This window comes from Veillonella intestinalis, from assembly GCF_943192895.1.
Classification (GTDB): Bacteria; Bacillota; Negativicutes; order Veillonellales; family Veillonellaceae; genus Veillonella_A; species Veillonella_A intestinalis.
Window position 1 is genome coordinate 108,368 of the sequence record NZ_CALPCB010000005.1, and the last position, 14,188, is coordinate 122,555.

A 14,188-nucleotide genomic window follows, 5' to 3' on the forward strand; every position below is an offset into this window, starting at 1 on the left:
AATGCCAACTGTTTATAATAAGTCTACTTAGAATAAACTAGTTTCTTCGTCTTCTAATTCTGCTTTTGCAATGATAGCAACGGAAGCTACTTTATCACCTGCATCAAGACTTTGTGTTTTCACACCAGAGATAGCTTTGCCTTTTTTGATAGCAATGTCTTTCATATCAAAGCGAATAATCTTGCCTTGTTCGGAAATCAACATCACTTCGTCATTATCAGTTACGATTTCAACAGCCACTACATCACCGGTTTTGTCGGTAATACGGAAGTTTTTCGTCCCTTTACCGCCTCGTTTTTGGAGACTGTACGCATCTTCACTATTTCGTTTACCAAAACCTTCTTCACTAATAGTGAATACCTGACAAGCTTCACCTGATTCTGTAATGACACCGGCTCCAACTACTTCGTCACCAGCATTCAATTTAATGCCACGCACACCTTGAGCCGATCGTTTCATAAGGCGAGCATCTTCTTCATTGAAACGAATCGCCATACCTTTGCGAGTACCTAAGAGAATGTCTTGACCACCGGTGGTTAAGCAAACGGCAATTAAGCGATCTTCTTCCCCTAAGGAAATAGCATTAAGACCACTGCGACGAATATTGCGATATTCTTCAATAGAAGTACGTTTCACCACGCCTTGTTTCGTTACTAAGAATAGGTTCAAGTCATGATTTACTGTTTCCATATCAATCATCGTGGTAACAGCTTCCCCTACATTGAGTGGTAATACATTGATAATCGCTGTACCCCGTGAATTGCGACTCGATGCTTCTGGCACTTCGTAGCCTTTCAAGCGATATGCCCGACCAGCGGTAGTGAAGAATAGAAGTGTATTATGAGTGCGTACATGAGAAATCTGTACTACATAATCATCTTCCTTCGTCTTCATCCCCACAACGCCTACGCCACCTTTATGTTGGTTGCGATATACATTAGCATTCATGCGTTTAATATAGCCTTGACGAGTTAAGGTAATTACCATTTCTTCGTCAGCAATTAAATCTTCCACATCAAGTTCTGATGTATCAATTGTAATTTCACTGCGACGGTCATCACCATATTTTTGTTTCATTTCCGTCAATTCTTCTTTGATGATACCACGTTGACGTTCTTCGCTAGCTAAAATAGCTTTCAAATCAGCAATAAGAATTTCAAGTTGTTTGTATTCATCTTCGATTTTTTCACGTTCTAAGCCTGTTAAACGACGTAAACGCATATCTAAAATAGCAACGGCTTGCTTTTCAGATAAACCGAATTTTTCAATTAAGGCCTTCTTCGCAATATCATCCGTTTCAGACGCACGAATAGTAGCAATAACTTCATCAATATGATCAAGGGCAATGAGCAAACCTTCTAAAATATGAGCACGAGCTTCTGCCTTGGCCAATTCGAATTGCGTACGACGCACAATAACGCCTAAACGATGATTCAAATAATGGCTCAATACTTCTTTCAAGGTTAATACTTTTGGATGGCCGTCAACTAAGGCCAACATAATAACGCCAAAAGTATCTTGCAATTGCGTATGTTTATATAATTTGTTAAGCACAATATCTGGCTGCACATCAGCACGAAGTTCTACTACAATGCGCAAACCACGACGGTCACTTTCATCACGAAGAGCTGTAATGCCATCAATTACTTTATCACGGCTTAACTCGGCAATATTTTCAATAACACGAGCCTTATTAACCTGATACGGAATTTCCGTCACTACAATGCGGTGCTTCCCTTTATTCATCTCTTCAATGGTAGCGCGAGCACGCATCTTAATGCTGCCACGACCAGTGCTATATGCCTTTTTAATGCCTTCACGGCCAAGAATTAACGCACCGGTTGGGAAGTCTGGTCCTTTGATGGCCGTCATCAAATCTGCTACATCCGCATCTGGATTATCGATAAGCATAATCAAACCATCCGCTACTTCATTTAAGTTATGCGGTGGAATGTTAGTCGCCATCCCTACAGCAATACCAGCCGAACCATTAATCAATAAATTTGGAATCTTCGCTGGTAATACAGTTGGTTCTTGCAAAGATTCGTCATAGTTTGGCATGAAATCAACAGTATCTTTGTCAATATCAGCCAACATTTCCGTTGTAATGCGAGCCATACGAACTTCTGTATAACGCATAGCCGCCGCTGAGTCACCATCAATAGAACCAAAGTTACCATGGCCATCTACCAAGAGGTAGCGCGTATTGAAATCTTGCGCTAAACGCACAGTGGCATCATATACTGAACTATCCCCATGTGGATGATATTTACCAAGTACGTCCCCGACGATACGGGCCGATTTCTTGTATGGCTTATTTGGCGCCATGCCAGTTTCATGCATAGCGTACAAAATACGACGATGCACTGGCTTTAGACCATCGCGAACATCTGGTAAGGCACGCATAACGATTACACTCATAGCATAATCGATATAGGAGCTCTTCATCTCTTTATCAATCTGGATGGGTTCTATTTTCCCATGACTCCAGGTCGTTTCCTCCACAGTCTCACCTCATTTAAAATAACTAATCGCTTGTTTATTCTTCAATTTAATTTATTAGCAACTTATATTATAGCATTTTTAGCGGTATAATGCTACTTATTAGGCTTTATACCTGAAAAATATGGTCTTTAATCATTATTATTTCATTACATACGCTCTCTGTAAAATGATAATCTCCTATCTGTATTTTACATGTAACAAAAGCAGGTTACATAGACCATAGGTCATTTTATTTTGCCTCAATCCCCATCAGTGAATCTAGCCGATTCATGCGGAAATCTTCCACCATGAGCATAAAAGGCTCATGGTGAATGGGGTTGTAGCTACTACCAAAGAGATGGCTTGTACAGTCGCAATCACTACACCCAAAACCCGTAATCTCCCAAGTATCTAGCTGTTGCATCGCCTTTGCTAGCTCACATTCTAAATCGGCACTACTACGAATAGGCATGGCGGCTATCATTTCACAATGGGAACGAAAATAATCTAAATGCCAATGCAATTTCTTACGTTTTCGTTTATGACGCTCCAAGCGTTTCGTCAAATTCGCTTTAGCTGAACCTACATATGTATAATAGCCTCGTTCAAAATGCATAGTCCCTTTACTACCAATTTCTAAATCCATTGTCTCTGGCAAATATAACACTACTAAATAATCCCCTCGATCCTGCCCTTCTTGAGCTACTAAATCAGCCTTATACTGACATTCACGAATAACCGTAGGCATGGTAAAATCCTCAGTCCACCGAAGTGCGACTGCCTTCCAGTCCAGATCACCCGCCACGGCTGCAAAAGTCTGAGCAAAGGCTAAATCGGTATGATAATCAGGTAAAAACCATTGCGCATACTCCCATTGTACTAAAAACAACACTCCTGTATGATAGCCTTCACTTTGTAAATGTTGCAAGTGGAGTAAATGTTTACGCCCACGTTCTGTAATAGCATCAGGGAACATAGCCCCATGACGGCTAAACAAGGTGCAGGACTTCACTTCCAGTAAAAAGGATTCTTCTTCTTCATTAGTGAGTAATAAATCAAAACGACTTTGCCCCACCGTATACTCTCGGCGCACTACAGACCACGCTTCCCAACCGGGAATTTGTTTAGTACTAATTAAATATTCAGCTACATCATTACTATAATTAGTATCTAACATAATCGGTACCCCATCACGTTCGATGCCAATAACACGATATTGGGTTTTAGCACCTACTTTAGGGTGATGAACTACATAAAATTTAACATTTGGATATAAAAGTTCCCACATACGCCCTGGATTTGGCAAATGAGCCGATACAATCTCACCTTGCAAGTGATCCATTGCTAACTGCACGACAAAACGGTTCGGCCGTTTCACAAAGCGTCCTGTAAGAACCTTTTCATATAATTGTTTCATTGTTGCCTCAACCTATCTCAACTATGAGTAAATTGCAATTACGAATCATTTTAAAAGTATATCTAAAAAAATAAAAATGTAGCACTGGCTACATACAAATCATGTAACATGCCCTATAATGAACATGTAAACACGAAGTAGTGTTCCCACAAGATGATACACTACTCTTTAATTATACGTAGAAGTAACGCGCTCGTAAAGAAGCGCCGTCAAGGGAAAGGACGATGAATTATGGCTCAAGTAGCAGGTAACTTACAACGCATTCGTAACGGACAACGCCGTTACGCTATTACTCCACGCATTCCTGGTGGTTTTGTACAACCAGCAATGCTTCAAAAATTTATTGATGTAGCCAATACATTTAAAGCTACACTAAAAATTACTGGTGGTCAACGAATTATGATCACTAACTTAAAACAAGAAGATGTAGATAAAGCTTGGGAAATGCTCGGCATGGCACCAGCCTATACAACATCTAATCGTGTACGCAGCGTAAAAATCTGCCCAGGTACAACCTTCTGTAAACGTGCTAAACAAGACAGCGTTAGTCTTGGTATGAAATTAGATAAATTATATGTTTCACAAGAAATGCCTTCTAAAATGAAAATGGGCGTATCTGGCTGCCCTAACTCTTGTTCTGAATCCATTACTAAGGATATTGGCGTTATTGGTACCGCTGAAGGCTGGCAAGTATACGCTGGTGGCAGTGCCGGTGCTCATCCTCGATTTGGCGATTTAATCGCTGAAGTAGCCACTGAAAAAGAAGTACTTGAATTAGTGGACCGTATGGTGACTTTCTACAAAGAAAATGCTCATATTGAACGTATTGGTGCCTTCATCGACCGCATTGGTCTTGAAGCGTTTAAAGAAGCCGTATTAGGCAATATTACTCCAGTTGATGGAGCTAAAGCCGTAGCTAGCCCTGTGAATACAATAAGCGCTACAGCAGCAAATCCAAATGCTAACGAACCACTTGTGAACTTACCTGGCATGGGTAGTAAAGGAGCTCAAGGCTTAAATCAAGGGGATCCAATTACTGAAAACTCTATCATCCGTGAAATTATTGAAGTTTACCCAAATACAATTCCAGCGCTCCAAGAAATTGGTATGGGCTGCCTTGGCTGTCCTTCCGCTACGTCAGAACCATTATGGCAAGCCGCCTCTATCCATGGTTTTGATGTTGATGAATTAGTAAGTCGTTTAGAAAAAATTCGTAAAGGAGCATAAGCATGTCAGCAGTATTAGGTCATATCCATTTTTGGTTATATAAAAAAATTCGCCTCGTTATTGAGCGCGAACAATTAGTGTATGAAGAAGCGCAAAAAGCGGTAGGCGATTTAGCTGATGAACTTCATTTTGTAGCTCTTGATTTATATGGCAAACCAATTCCAGCGGATCGAAATTTACAGATGATTATCGACCATAATAATATTCATGGCTGGTTACAAAATCAAATAGAAATTGCTACAGTCCGAGAAGCAAATTTTATTAAAGATTTATTGGACTGTGCTGGTAGTGAAGTAGAAGAAGCAATTTTAACAGCCTTCGTAACCCAAGGGGCCGCTTGTGGTAAAGTAGCTGCTGACGAATTAGGCAATGGTGAACATCGTCCTCAAGAAATATACCAAATTATGCAAAATTACTATCTCAATGGCATGCCTTGTGATGGTGGCGATACCGTATTAGCTGATACAGATGCTGAATTTATTTGGGAAGGTAGTCATGCTAATCAAAAATCCAACTGGGCCAAAGCTGGTGTTGATCAGACTTTTATGATGGCCGCTTATCAAGCCTGGTTCCAAGGTTTTATTAGCGCCGCTGATAGCAATTTTAAATTTGCGGTTGAACTCATTGATGGCGAATTCCCACAATATAAAGTAGTTCGTGCCTAATACAAGTCTATAAATACATATCTAATAGCTATTGGTAAGCTAGCGTAAGAGGCCATTTACCTTCGATATAGGTTATGCTGCAACATATAGTTTGAAACCCTGTAAAAACCTATAATGCCTTACTGTTGTAGCATACTTATATATATCTTGCCGGCAGGTGACCCATTGCGCTTTCTTACTAATTACCTTTCCCTTATAGTGTGAAACGCAACGTACTGTCGGCAAGTATTTTTTTGTATTCTCTAAGGAGGAATTCCCATGGTAGGTACTGAAAAGAACGACTTAGGTTTATTATTCCAAGGTCCTAATTTTATCGTAGTAAAAAAAGGTGGTAAAGCTGGTGAAAAAGTTGAAAACCACAACCATCCTGAAGCAAATGTAGTCTTTACTGTTGTAAAAGGCAAAGTAGATGTACAGCTTAACCAAGAAGAACAACATATATTAACACCAGGTACGGTACTTCAATTTAATGGTGACAACTTTATTCAAGCCACATTAGTAGAAGATAGCGAATTTGTTGTTACTTTAATTAATAAACCTGAATAAAATACATAGTTATAAAACAATACATAACAAAAGAGAGCCAAGGAAATCCTTGGCTCTCTTTTTATAAGGGACTGCCCTAAGGCAGTCCCTTTACTGATTCAATTTGTTAACTGCTATTATTTTAACAAAGCAATTACATCATCAGTGATGTTTTCAGCAGTAGAGTTTGGCTCGATGCTTACGATTACGCTAGGGTTAGCTACGATGAATGGTAAGTTTTTCTGAGCACGTACTTGATCCAATTTTTCTTGGATTTTGCTATCTACAGGAGCGAAGATTTTATTCATTTCTTCATTGTATTTCTGAGCTACTGGTGCATATTTTTTATCAATAGCTTCCTGTTTAGCTTTTTCATCTTTAATAGCATTAATTTCAGTTTCTAATTTCTGAAGTTTAGGCGCATATTCCTGTTGAACTTTTTGAGCCTGCATCTGAATAGCACCATAACCAGGGTAAGATTGCATTACTTGACTCATATTAACTACGCCTACGTTAGCTGCGCTAGCTGCACCCAAACCAATTGTTCCAATAACTGCTAAAGCAGCAAGATTCTTTTTAAAATTCATGTCCCAAAGACCTCCTTACAAATCTAGAGCCTACATTACTCTATACTCTTTATAGTAACAAAAATGTGAGTAAACTACAATACATGACAAAATAAATTCTCTTTTTACACATTTATTTTTGTCTATGTATACATCTTACCTATTGATAATGAATCTCACATGAAAGAATTAATTTTATTCAAAATTAATTAATATTGGAGATTATTTCTTATTTTTCATCATTTTCATTGATGTAAATATATTTATCCTTCTTTAATTTAGAGATTACTTCAGGAACCATACCAATAAGACGATCAAAACCGCTGTATTTAGCAGAACCTTTAATGTTGAAGAGTTCAACACGTTCACCTTTAATTACAAGAATAGCTGTAGGTTCCATTTTAGCGCCGCCACCAGCACCGCCACATTCAGCTTTACCAGCGCCACCGCTACCAAAGCCCATAGTTACATCAACAAAAGGAACTAATGTAGCATCGCCAATTTGAATCGCTTCACCTACCACAGTTTCTACTTTAATCATATCTTTGAATTTTTCAAAAATTGGCTCCAAATTATCTTTAATAAAAGTGCATTTATTTTCCATGAGTATCCTCCTTATATTGCATGTGTACTTCACACCAGTTATGGTTTCGTTATTTTATTCTGAATATTAAGCTGCCATAGCTTTATCATTATCGTCTGTATTTGCCTCAGCTTGCTTCTTAGCTTTTTGCGCTTTGCGATAGCGCCAACCAGCTTTTACCGCATCAATTAATAACGCTCGTACTGGTTGAGATACAGCAAATAAAGTCCCATACCAAGCTAAGACACCAGGGCTAATATGTCCACGAATTTCAAAACTACCTTTGCAAATTGGCTCTACATAACTCAATTCTACATGCGCCATTTTTTCAGGCCAAATAGAATATAAAGCTGCAGCGGTTAATCCCATTTTATAAGGGTCACCCGTGCCAAATTGACCTTCAATATGACAGTAACGTGGCTTAGAATGATTGTAGCAACGTTTAGTTACTAATAAAAGCTTTTCATACAAAGCACCATTCAACACATGTTTTAACCACCAACGTTTATGAGGGTCTTCTTCTTTTTTAATTTTTGCTTCGGTAGCTTCTTCTGTTGTTGTATCTTCTGTAGCCACTACCTCTTTATTAGCTGTTTCCGTCTCAGTTTTTGATGGATTTTCAACATTACTACCAAAGGTAGATTTGATTGGTTTCTCCATAGTTTCTTCAATTCGTTCAATGGGATTCCCTTCCGCATCAAAGCGAACCTGTTTAACAACTTTAACGGTTTCTGTAGTTGGTTCTTCTACTTGTGTCCGATAAGGCTCTAATTCCTCTTCATATACTTTAGATTCATCAGGATCTTCCGTTTCTTCTGCCACACGGCGAGATAGCCAATCTTCATAATCTCGTACAGCGCCTAATTTGGCTTTGCGCAAAATATATACTTCTTTAAAAAACGGTTTACCTTGTTCATATATAAAATGTATACGGAACATTTTACCCCACCATTGGATATAAAAGCGGAATTTATATGGCTTACGAGTCACCAATTCTACAGCATAGCTAATAGGGTTAAAAATAGCAACAACGATCAGAATAAAAATAACCAGTAGCACTATGGCTAATCCGGTCACAGGCAACACCTACCCTCCTATTACAATCTTTGCGGTTTTCTCTATATCCGCTGTACTTCTTCTATCCTCAAAAAGGCATTCTTTTAAATATTCTCCATGAGAATAAGAAAATCCTTTATTTTATCAAAAAATCTTCTATTTAGTTTTCAATACCTAAACGTGCTAACACACCTTGTTGGTAATAATGTTTCACTTCTTCCATAGAAGTAACTAAATCGGCTGTTTCAATGAGCCAATCAGGGGCGCCTCGCCCTGTAAATACAACTTCTGTATTCGATGAACGATGAGCCAATAAATCTTCTGTCTCTTTTCGCGTAATTAAATCAAAGAATAAAGCCATTACATATTCATCGAGAACTACTAAATCATATTCACCTGAGGAAATTGCTTCTTTAGCGCGCTCCATACCTTTAGCGATTAATGCTACATAATCTGCCGGTGGCTTACCTACAGGAAATACCACTACTTCATCACCCCAGCGAGCTAATTCTTCTTTTGATTTTACCCCTTCTTGAATAATGAAAAACGGCTTACCTACCGTTTCTAAGGTCATATTTGGTAAGTTTGGTAAAATATTATGTTCACTATATACTTTAGATTTCATAAATTGTAAAAATAAAACTTTTTTACCTGCCCCTAAAGCACGAATAGCAAGACCCATGGCTGCTGTCGTTTTACCTTTACCATCACCCGTATAGACTTGCACATACGTATTCATCATAGACCTCCTCAATATAATCATATATTATTATTTTACCACATCTGTTTGTTTCGCGTTATATAAAAAGGGTATATTTCAAAAAAATAATGCTGAAGTCATGCCCATTTTACATGACTTCAGCATTCATTGCTTTAAATTACTAATTAAATATCTCTTACAACACCTTAAGGCACTATAGAAATTAAAATACATACTATTAATTATTGAATGGGCAAGAATAACATAGGATCTACCGCTACACCATTAATATTCACTTCATAGTGCAAATGACTGCCGGTGCTCTTTCCAGTACTCCCCATTAAAGCTACCGTATCCCCTTGTTTTACTTGCATACCTTCATGCACTAATACCACCGATGTATGACCATAACGAGTGACGAAACCATTGCCATGATCAATTTCAACTAAATTACCATAGCCGCCACTTGTACTACCAGCAAAAGTAACCGTACCTGCCGCTGTTGCCATAATTGGTGTGCCATAATCATTAGCAATATCCAATCCTTCATGAGTGGCTGCCCCACCATATACAGGATCAACACGACCACCAAAACTAGAGGTAATAACCCCTTTAGTTGGCCAAATTGAAGGCATTGTAGTTGTAGCCCCAGGATTATTAGAAGCAAACGCTACAGACTGCAAATCACGAATATTTTGGCCCGCTCCATCACGTAAAATATTACGCAACATATAAAATGAAGCCATTCGTTGTTGTGCTACCCTATCTAAGTGGGATAATTTAGCTGATAAACTCGTTACTGAAGTTGGATTAGAGCTTGCGGCTACTGAACTAGCACCGCCAGGCTCTTCTTTATCACTACTTGTCGTAGGCGTCTGAGCTTCCCCACCACCTTGTGGTATAGTACCGCTTTCAGAACCCTTTACCATTTGACGAATCTCCTTGTCTAATTGATCAAGAGATTCCATCTTCTTATCTAAAATTTCTGTCTTTTGCTGCAATAACTTTAATTGTTCAGTTTGCAATTGTGTTTGTTGACGAAGTTGCATTACCTCTGCTTGTCGTGAAATCCCCCAAATACCAAATATAAGGGCTACCACTACAATAGCAACAATAATGCCAACTACTAAACGAAATTGTTTTTTAGTCATTTGCAGCGTGTACGAATCGCCCTGACTTTGCACCTGCTGTGCCAAAAAGCCTGGTAGTTTCATACTATCACCACATCCTATCTTTTATTTAACCACCGAAGCACTAATCAACGCTTCTTCATTACTCTTTGTACCTAGTGCTTCTTGTAAACTTTCCATTTCTTCTTGTGAAAGGCTTGCCAAACTTTTACCTTTTACAATAGGTTTACTAAAAATACGTGATTCACTACGACCGTATACACTAGATATACAAATCCCATTATTATTTCCATCTAATAAAGTAACGGAAAAGGATAAATCATTGCCAATATTTTCAAAGGCATTATATTTAACAAAGCCAATCTTTTGAAATGTGTTATGTTGTGTTGTTTGAATTGCTTGTTGCTGTTGAAATAAATTTTCAATGGATTCGGCAGCATCGCGCAACTCTTTAATTTCCACGGATAATTTCCGTTCTAAACTACTGCCATTTTCGCCGCGCATAAAATATTCATATCGTTTACTAAGCGAATTTATTTTACTCTGCAATACGAGGCAATAAAGAAATAATACAATGAGTAATAAACCGCCACCAATGACGATCCAAAGTTGCATATTTTCTAACATGATTTGCCTTTCTATTTTAAATTATACGAATATAATGAATTTACAATGTTATAATTCAGCCGCAAAGGGACTAAGGGCACGGTCTAGTATACCATGTAATGACGCAATTAGCACGCCATAATTTACAATTGGCACACCTTGTTCTTGTGAAACTTCTAAACGCCGCAATACTTCACGACGAGTCAACATACAAGCGCCACAATGAATAATTAAATCAAAAGACCGTACATCATCTGGAAATGCACCACCGCTAGTCCATTGCAAGTCTAAATTTTCATGACCAGCTTGCTTAAGCCAGCGTGGAATTTTTACACTACCAATATCATCACATTGACGATGATGGGTACAACCTTCACTAATCAGAACTTTTGCACCACTTTTTAGTTCTTTCACCGCTTTAACACCAGCTGCTAAGGTTTTCAAATCCCCTTTAAAACGGGCCATTAAAATTGAAAAAGAAGTTAATGGAATATCCTCTGGCACTTGTGCCGCTACGGCTTCAAAAGCCTGCGAATCTGTAATAACTAATTTAGGTTTAACTCCTAATTTAGCTAACGAAGCTGCTACTTCTTCCGTTTGAACAACTAAACTCATACCATGAGCATCTAAAATTTCACGAATCATTTGTACTTGCGGTAAAATAAGCCGACCTTTAGGTGCCGCTGCATCAATAGGGCAAACTAATACAATTAAATCATGAGGTTCTACTAAGCCAGCTAATAGACTCTGTTCCTCTTGATCTTTAGGTCGCATAGAGCCTAATTGATTTAAAATTGCCCCTTGTTGCTCCTTATGTAATAAATTTGCACTTATATAAGGAAGCTTAAAATCACGCAATACATCAGCATTTTGCGCCATATAGGTATCACCATCAATGGCATCGACTTCATTAAGTACCAATAAGGTAGTCACTTTTTTTGCTTGTAACAAACTAAGCCAAGCTATATCAGCTTCACTAGGTGCTGCATCTGTTTTTAACACATACACCGCCATATTTATGCGTGGCAATAACTCTTTCGTCTTACCAATGCGCAAAGGACCTAATTCTGATGTATCATCTACACCTGCGGTGTCTGTAATAACAACAGGCCCTAATGGCAAAATTTCCATAGCCTTACTCACTGGGTCTGTTGTTGTCCCTGCTACATCAGAAACAAGAGCTATAGGTTGCCCTGTTAACATATTAATCAAGGTTGATTTACCTGCATTACACCGTCCAAAAAATCCGATATGAACTCTATTAGCTTTTGGCGTTTGTTCCATTGTTGTCATCGCTTCTTACTACCTGCCTCTATTATACGCATTAAACGTGAAATGAAATTGAACCTATATCCTCAGATTCATCGTGTGCAGGGGAAGCTCCCTTAACTTCACCCATCCCTTGGGCCTCTAAATATTCGATAAGATAAGCCAGTTCTTCTTCATTTTTAAAGGCTATCTCCATCTTCCCTTGTACTTTTTTACCTACTTTTACTTTTATATCTACAGGCATACCTAAACTTACCTTTAAACGATCCATAATCGCTCGTAATTCAGCTGTATTATGTGGGTTTTGCTTAGCTTTTTGTCCCTGTTGCTGCTTATCCTCTAATAACTTCTTAACTAGAGTTTCTACTTGTCTTGCCGTTAATTCTTTCTCTTTAATTAACTGCAACGCTTCTTTCTGTAACTCTTTATTTTTTAAACTTAACAAAGGTCTTGCTTGGCCAATAGTAATATCTCCTACCGATAATTCCACCAACACAAAATCTGGTAAATTTAAAAGACGTACCATATTAGCCACATGAGAACGACTTCGTCCAAGACGGCTAGCTATTTCCTCTTGCGTCTTTTTAAACGTTTCCATCAACCGCTTATACGCATACGCTTCTTCTACAGGGTCTAAATCTTGACGCTGTAGATTTTCAACTAATGCAATTTCTGTAATTTGTTCTGAACTGTAATCTTTAATAACTACAGGAATAGTGGTAAAACCAGCTAATTGAGCTGCCCGCCAACGACGTTCACCAGCTACAATTTGATATATATCTCCCTGCTTACTCACCACAATAGGCTGAATTAAGCCATGCTGTTTTATTGACTCTACTAATGTAGCCATTTCATCTTCTAAAAAATGACGCCGTGGCTGATTTGGATTTGGTGTAATATCTGTCAGGGCTAATTCTACTAGCCCGGTTTGCTTATTTTTTATTTCCTCACTAACCAATACCTCTTTAGCATCAGCTTGTGGCATTAGCGAAAGAACACCTCTACCTAGGCCACCTTTTTTCTTAGTATCTCTAGCCATTTTTCAAGACCTCCTTCGCTAACTTCATATATACTTCGGCCCCTTTAGACTTAGGATCATAAATAATAATCGGCTCACCATAACTAGGTGCTTCACTCAAACGCACATTACGAGGAATAATTGTCTTATATACTTTGGTCGTAAAATATTTTTTAACTTCATCAGCCACTTGAATGGATAAATTAGTACGTCCATCAAACATGGTTAATAAAACACCTTCTACGTCCAATTTTTCATTTAAGGATTTTTTTACCAAATTAATAGTATTCATCAACTGGCTTACCCCTTCCAAAGCGTAAAATTCACTCTGTATAGGAATCAAAACACCATTAGCTGCAACTAAAGCATTTAATGTAAGCAAATCTAAGGATGGGGGACAGTCGATAAATATATAATCATAATCATCTTTAATTGATTTTAAAGCTTTTTTCAAAATGTATTCACGCTTTGGTAAACCAACTAATTCAACACCAGCGCCAGCTAAATCAATCGATGCCGGTGCAATTTTAAGCTTTTTAATAGCTGTAGGAACAACTACCTCTCCTACAGCCATGCCATTAATTAGTACATCATAAATACAAGTATCTAAATTATCTTTATCAATACCAAGACCACTCGAAGCATTGCCCTGTGGATCCATATCTATAAGCAGAACTTTTTTGCCCAATTTGGCAATACAAGCACTTAAATTAACCGATGTCGTTGTTTTTCCTACGCCACCTTTTTGATTAGTAATTGCTATAATCTTTCCCACAGGCTCACCTCAGTTTCTTAATATTAAACACACAAAATATTATACCATACTCACCAGATAAAAACTTGTAAAATACAATAATTTCACCGTTTTAATAAAAATGTTTCACGTGAAACATTAAATTTTTCAAATTTCAATCGTATCTTTATCAATTTTCATACGTTCTT

At 38.1% G+C, this 14,188-nt stretch carries 14 protein-coding genes; 3 read left to right on the forward strand and 11 right to left on the reverse strand.

Going from position 1 to position 14,188, the window contains the following annotated elements; all coding sequences use genetic code 11:
* Positions 1 to 27 precede the first annotated feature (27 nt).
* Positions 28 to 2,505 carry a DNA gyrase subunit A gene (gene gyrA / locus NFR27_RS05265; RefSeq protein WP_277612533.1) on the reverse strand — a complete coding sequence of 826 codons (2,478 nt, stop codon included), beginning with the start codon at positions 2,503 to 2,505 and terminating at the stop codon, positions 28 to 30.
* A 229-nt stretch (positions 2,506 to 2,734) separates the two neighbouring features.
* Positions 2,735 to 3,901 (reverse strand): DNA/RNA nuclease SfsA, encoded by a 1,167-nt coding sequence (sfsA, locus tag NFR27_RS05270; RefSeq protein ID WP_251441757.1) that lies wholly within the window; start codon positions 3,899 to 3,901, stop codon positions 2,735 to 2,737.
* A gap of 231 nt (positions 3,902 to 4,132) precedes the next feature.
* On the opposite strand from sfsA, the gene NFR27_RS05275 reads away from it, so the two are divergent.
* The 3 genes from NFR27_RS05275 (at position 4,133) to NFR27_RS05285 (ending at position 6,339) form a co-directional block, all read left to right on the forward strand.
* Positions 4,133 to 5,128 carry a DUF1858 domain-containing protein gene (locus NFR27_RS05275; protein ID WP_251441754.1) on the forward strand — a complete coding sequence of 332 codons (996 nt, stop codon included), beginning with the start codon at positions 4,133 to 4,135 and terminating at the stop codon, positions 5,126 to 5,128.
* Positions 5,129 to 5,130: 2 nt separating this feature from the next.
* Positions 5,131 to 5,793: a hypothetical protein gene (locus NFR27_RS05280; RefSeq protein WP_251441748.1), complete on the forward strand. Its 663-nt coding sequence runs from the start codon at positions 5,131 to 5,133 to the stop codon at positions 5,791 to 5,793.
* 258 nt (positions 5,794 to 6,051) lie between these two features.
* A complete protein-coding gene (locus tag NFR27_RS05285; protein WP_251441747.1) occupies positions 6,052 to 6,339 on the forward strand; it encodes a cupin domain-containing protein in 288 nt (95 codons plus the stop codon).
* A gap of 116 nt (positions 6,340 to 6,455) precedes the next feature.
* Here NFR27_RS05285 and NFR27_RS05290 read toward each other — a convergent pair whose 3' ends face one another.
* From NFR27_RS05290 to NFR27_RS05330, 9 genes are all read right to left on the reverse strand, one after another.
* Positions 6,456 to 6,905, reverse strand: coding sequence for an OmpH/Skp family outer membrane protein (locus NFR27_RS05290; protein WP_251441746.1), 450 nt, complete (start codon positions 6,903 to 6,905; stop codon positions 6,456 to 6,458).
* Positions 6,906 to 7,113: 208 nt separating this feature from the next.
* Positions 7,114 to 7,488, reverse strand: a complete 375-nt coding sequence (locus tag NFR27_RS05295) for a GerW family sporulation protein (RefSeq protein WP_251441745.1) — start codon at positions 7,486 to 7,488, stop codon at positions 7,114 to 7,116.
* 66 nt (positions 7,489 to 7,554) lie between these two features.
* The gene (locus NFR27_RS05300) at positions 7,555 to 8,544 is read right to left on the reverse strand and encodes a hypothetical protein (RefSeq protein WP_251441744.1); all 990 of its coding nucleotides are present in this window, start codon (positions 8,542 to 8,544) and stop codon (positions 7,555 to 7,557) included.
* Between the two features lie 139 nt (positions 8,545 to 8,683).
* Positions 8,684 to 9,262 (reverse strand): cob(I)yrinic acid a,c-diamide adenosyltransferase, encoded by a 579-nt coding sequence (locus NFR27_RS05305; protein WP_251441743.1) that lies wholly within the window; start codon positions 9,260 to 9,262, stop codon positions 8,684 to 8,686.
* A gap of 203 nt (positions 9,263 to 9,465) precedes the next feature.
* A complete protein-coding gene (locus NFR27_RS05310) occupies positions 9,466 to 10,437 on the reverse strand; it encodes a M23 family metallopeptidase (protein WP_251441742.1) in 972 nt (323 codons plus the stop codon).
* Between the two features lie 21 nt (positions 10,438 to 10,458).
* Positions 10,459 to 10,980: a DUF4446 family protein gene (locus tag NFR27_RS05315; RefSeq protein WP_251441741.1), complete on the reverse strand. Its 522-nt coding sequence runs from the start codon at positions 10,978 to 10,980 to the stop codon at positions 10,459 to 10,461.
* 48 nt (positions 10,981 to 11,028) lie between these two features.
* Positions 11,029 to 12,243, reverse strand: a complete 1,215-nt coding sequence (hydF, locus tag NFR27_RS05320) for a [FeFe] hydrogenase H-cluster maturation GTPase HydF (RefSeq protein ID WP_251442446.1) — start codon at positions 12,241 to 12,243, stop codon at positions 11,029 to 11,031.
* 40 nt (positions 12,244 to 12,283) lie between these two features.
* The gene (locus NFR27_RS05325; protein ID WP_251441739.1) at positions 12,284 to 13,267 is read right to left on the reverse strand and encodes a ParB/RepB/Spo0J family partition protein; all 984 of its coding nucleotides are present in this window, start codon (positions 13,265 to 13,267) and stop codon (positions 12,284 to 12,286) included.
* Complete coding sequence (locus tag NFR27_RS05330) at positions 13,260 to 14,021, reverse strand: ParA family protein (protein ID WP_251441737.1); 762 nt, start codon at positions 14,019 to 14,021, stop codon at positions 13,260 to 13,262. Before NFR27_RS05330 ends, NFR27_RS05325 begins: the two co-directional genes overlap by 8 nt.
* Positions 14,022 to 14,188: the final 167 nt, after the last annotated feature.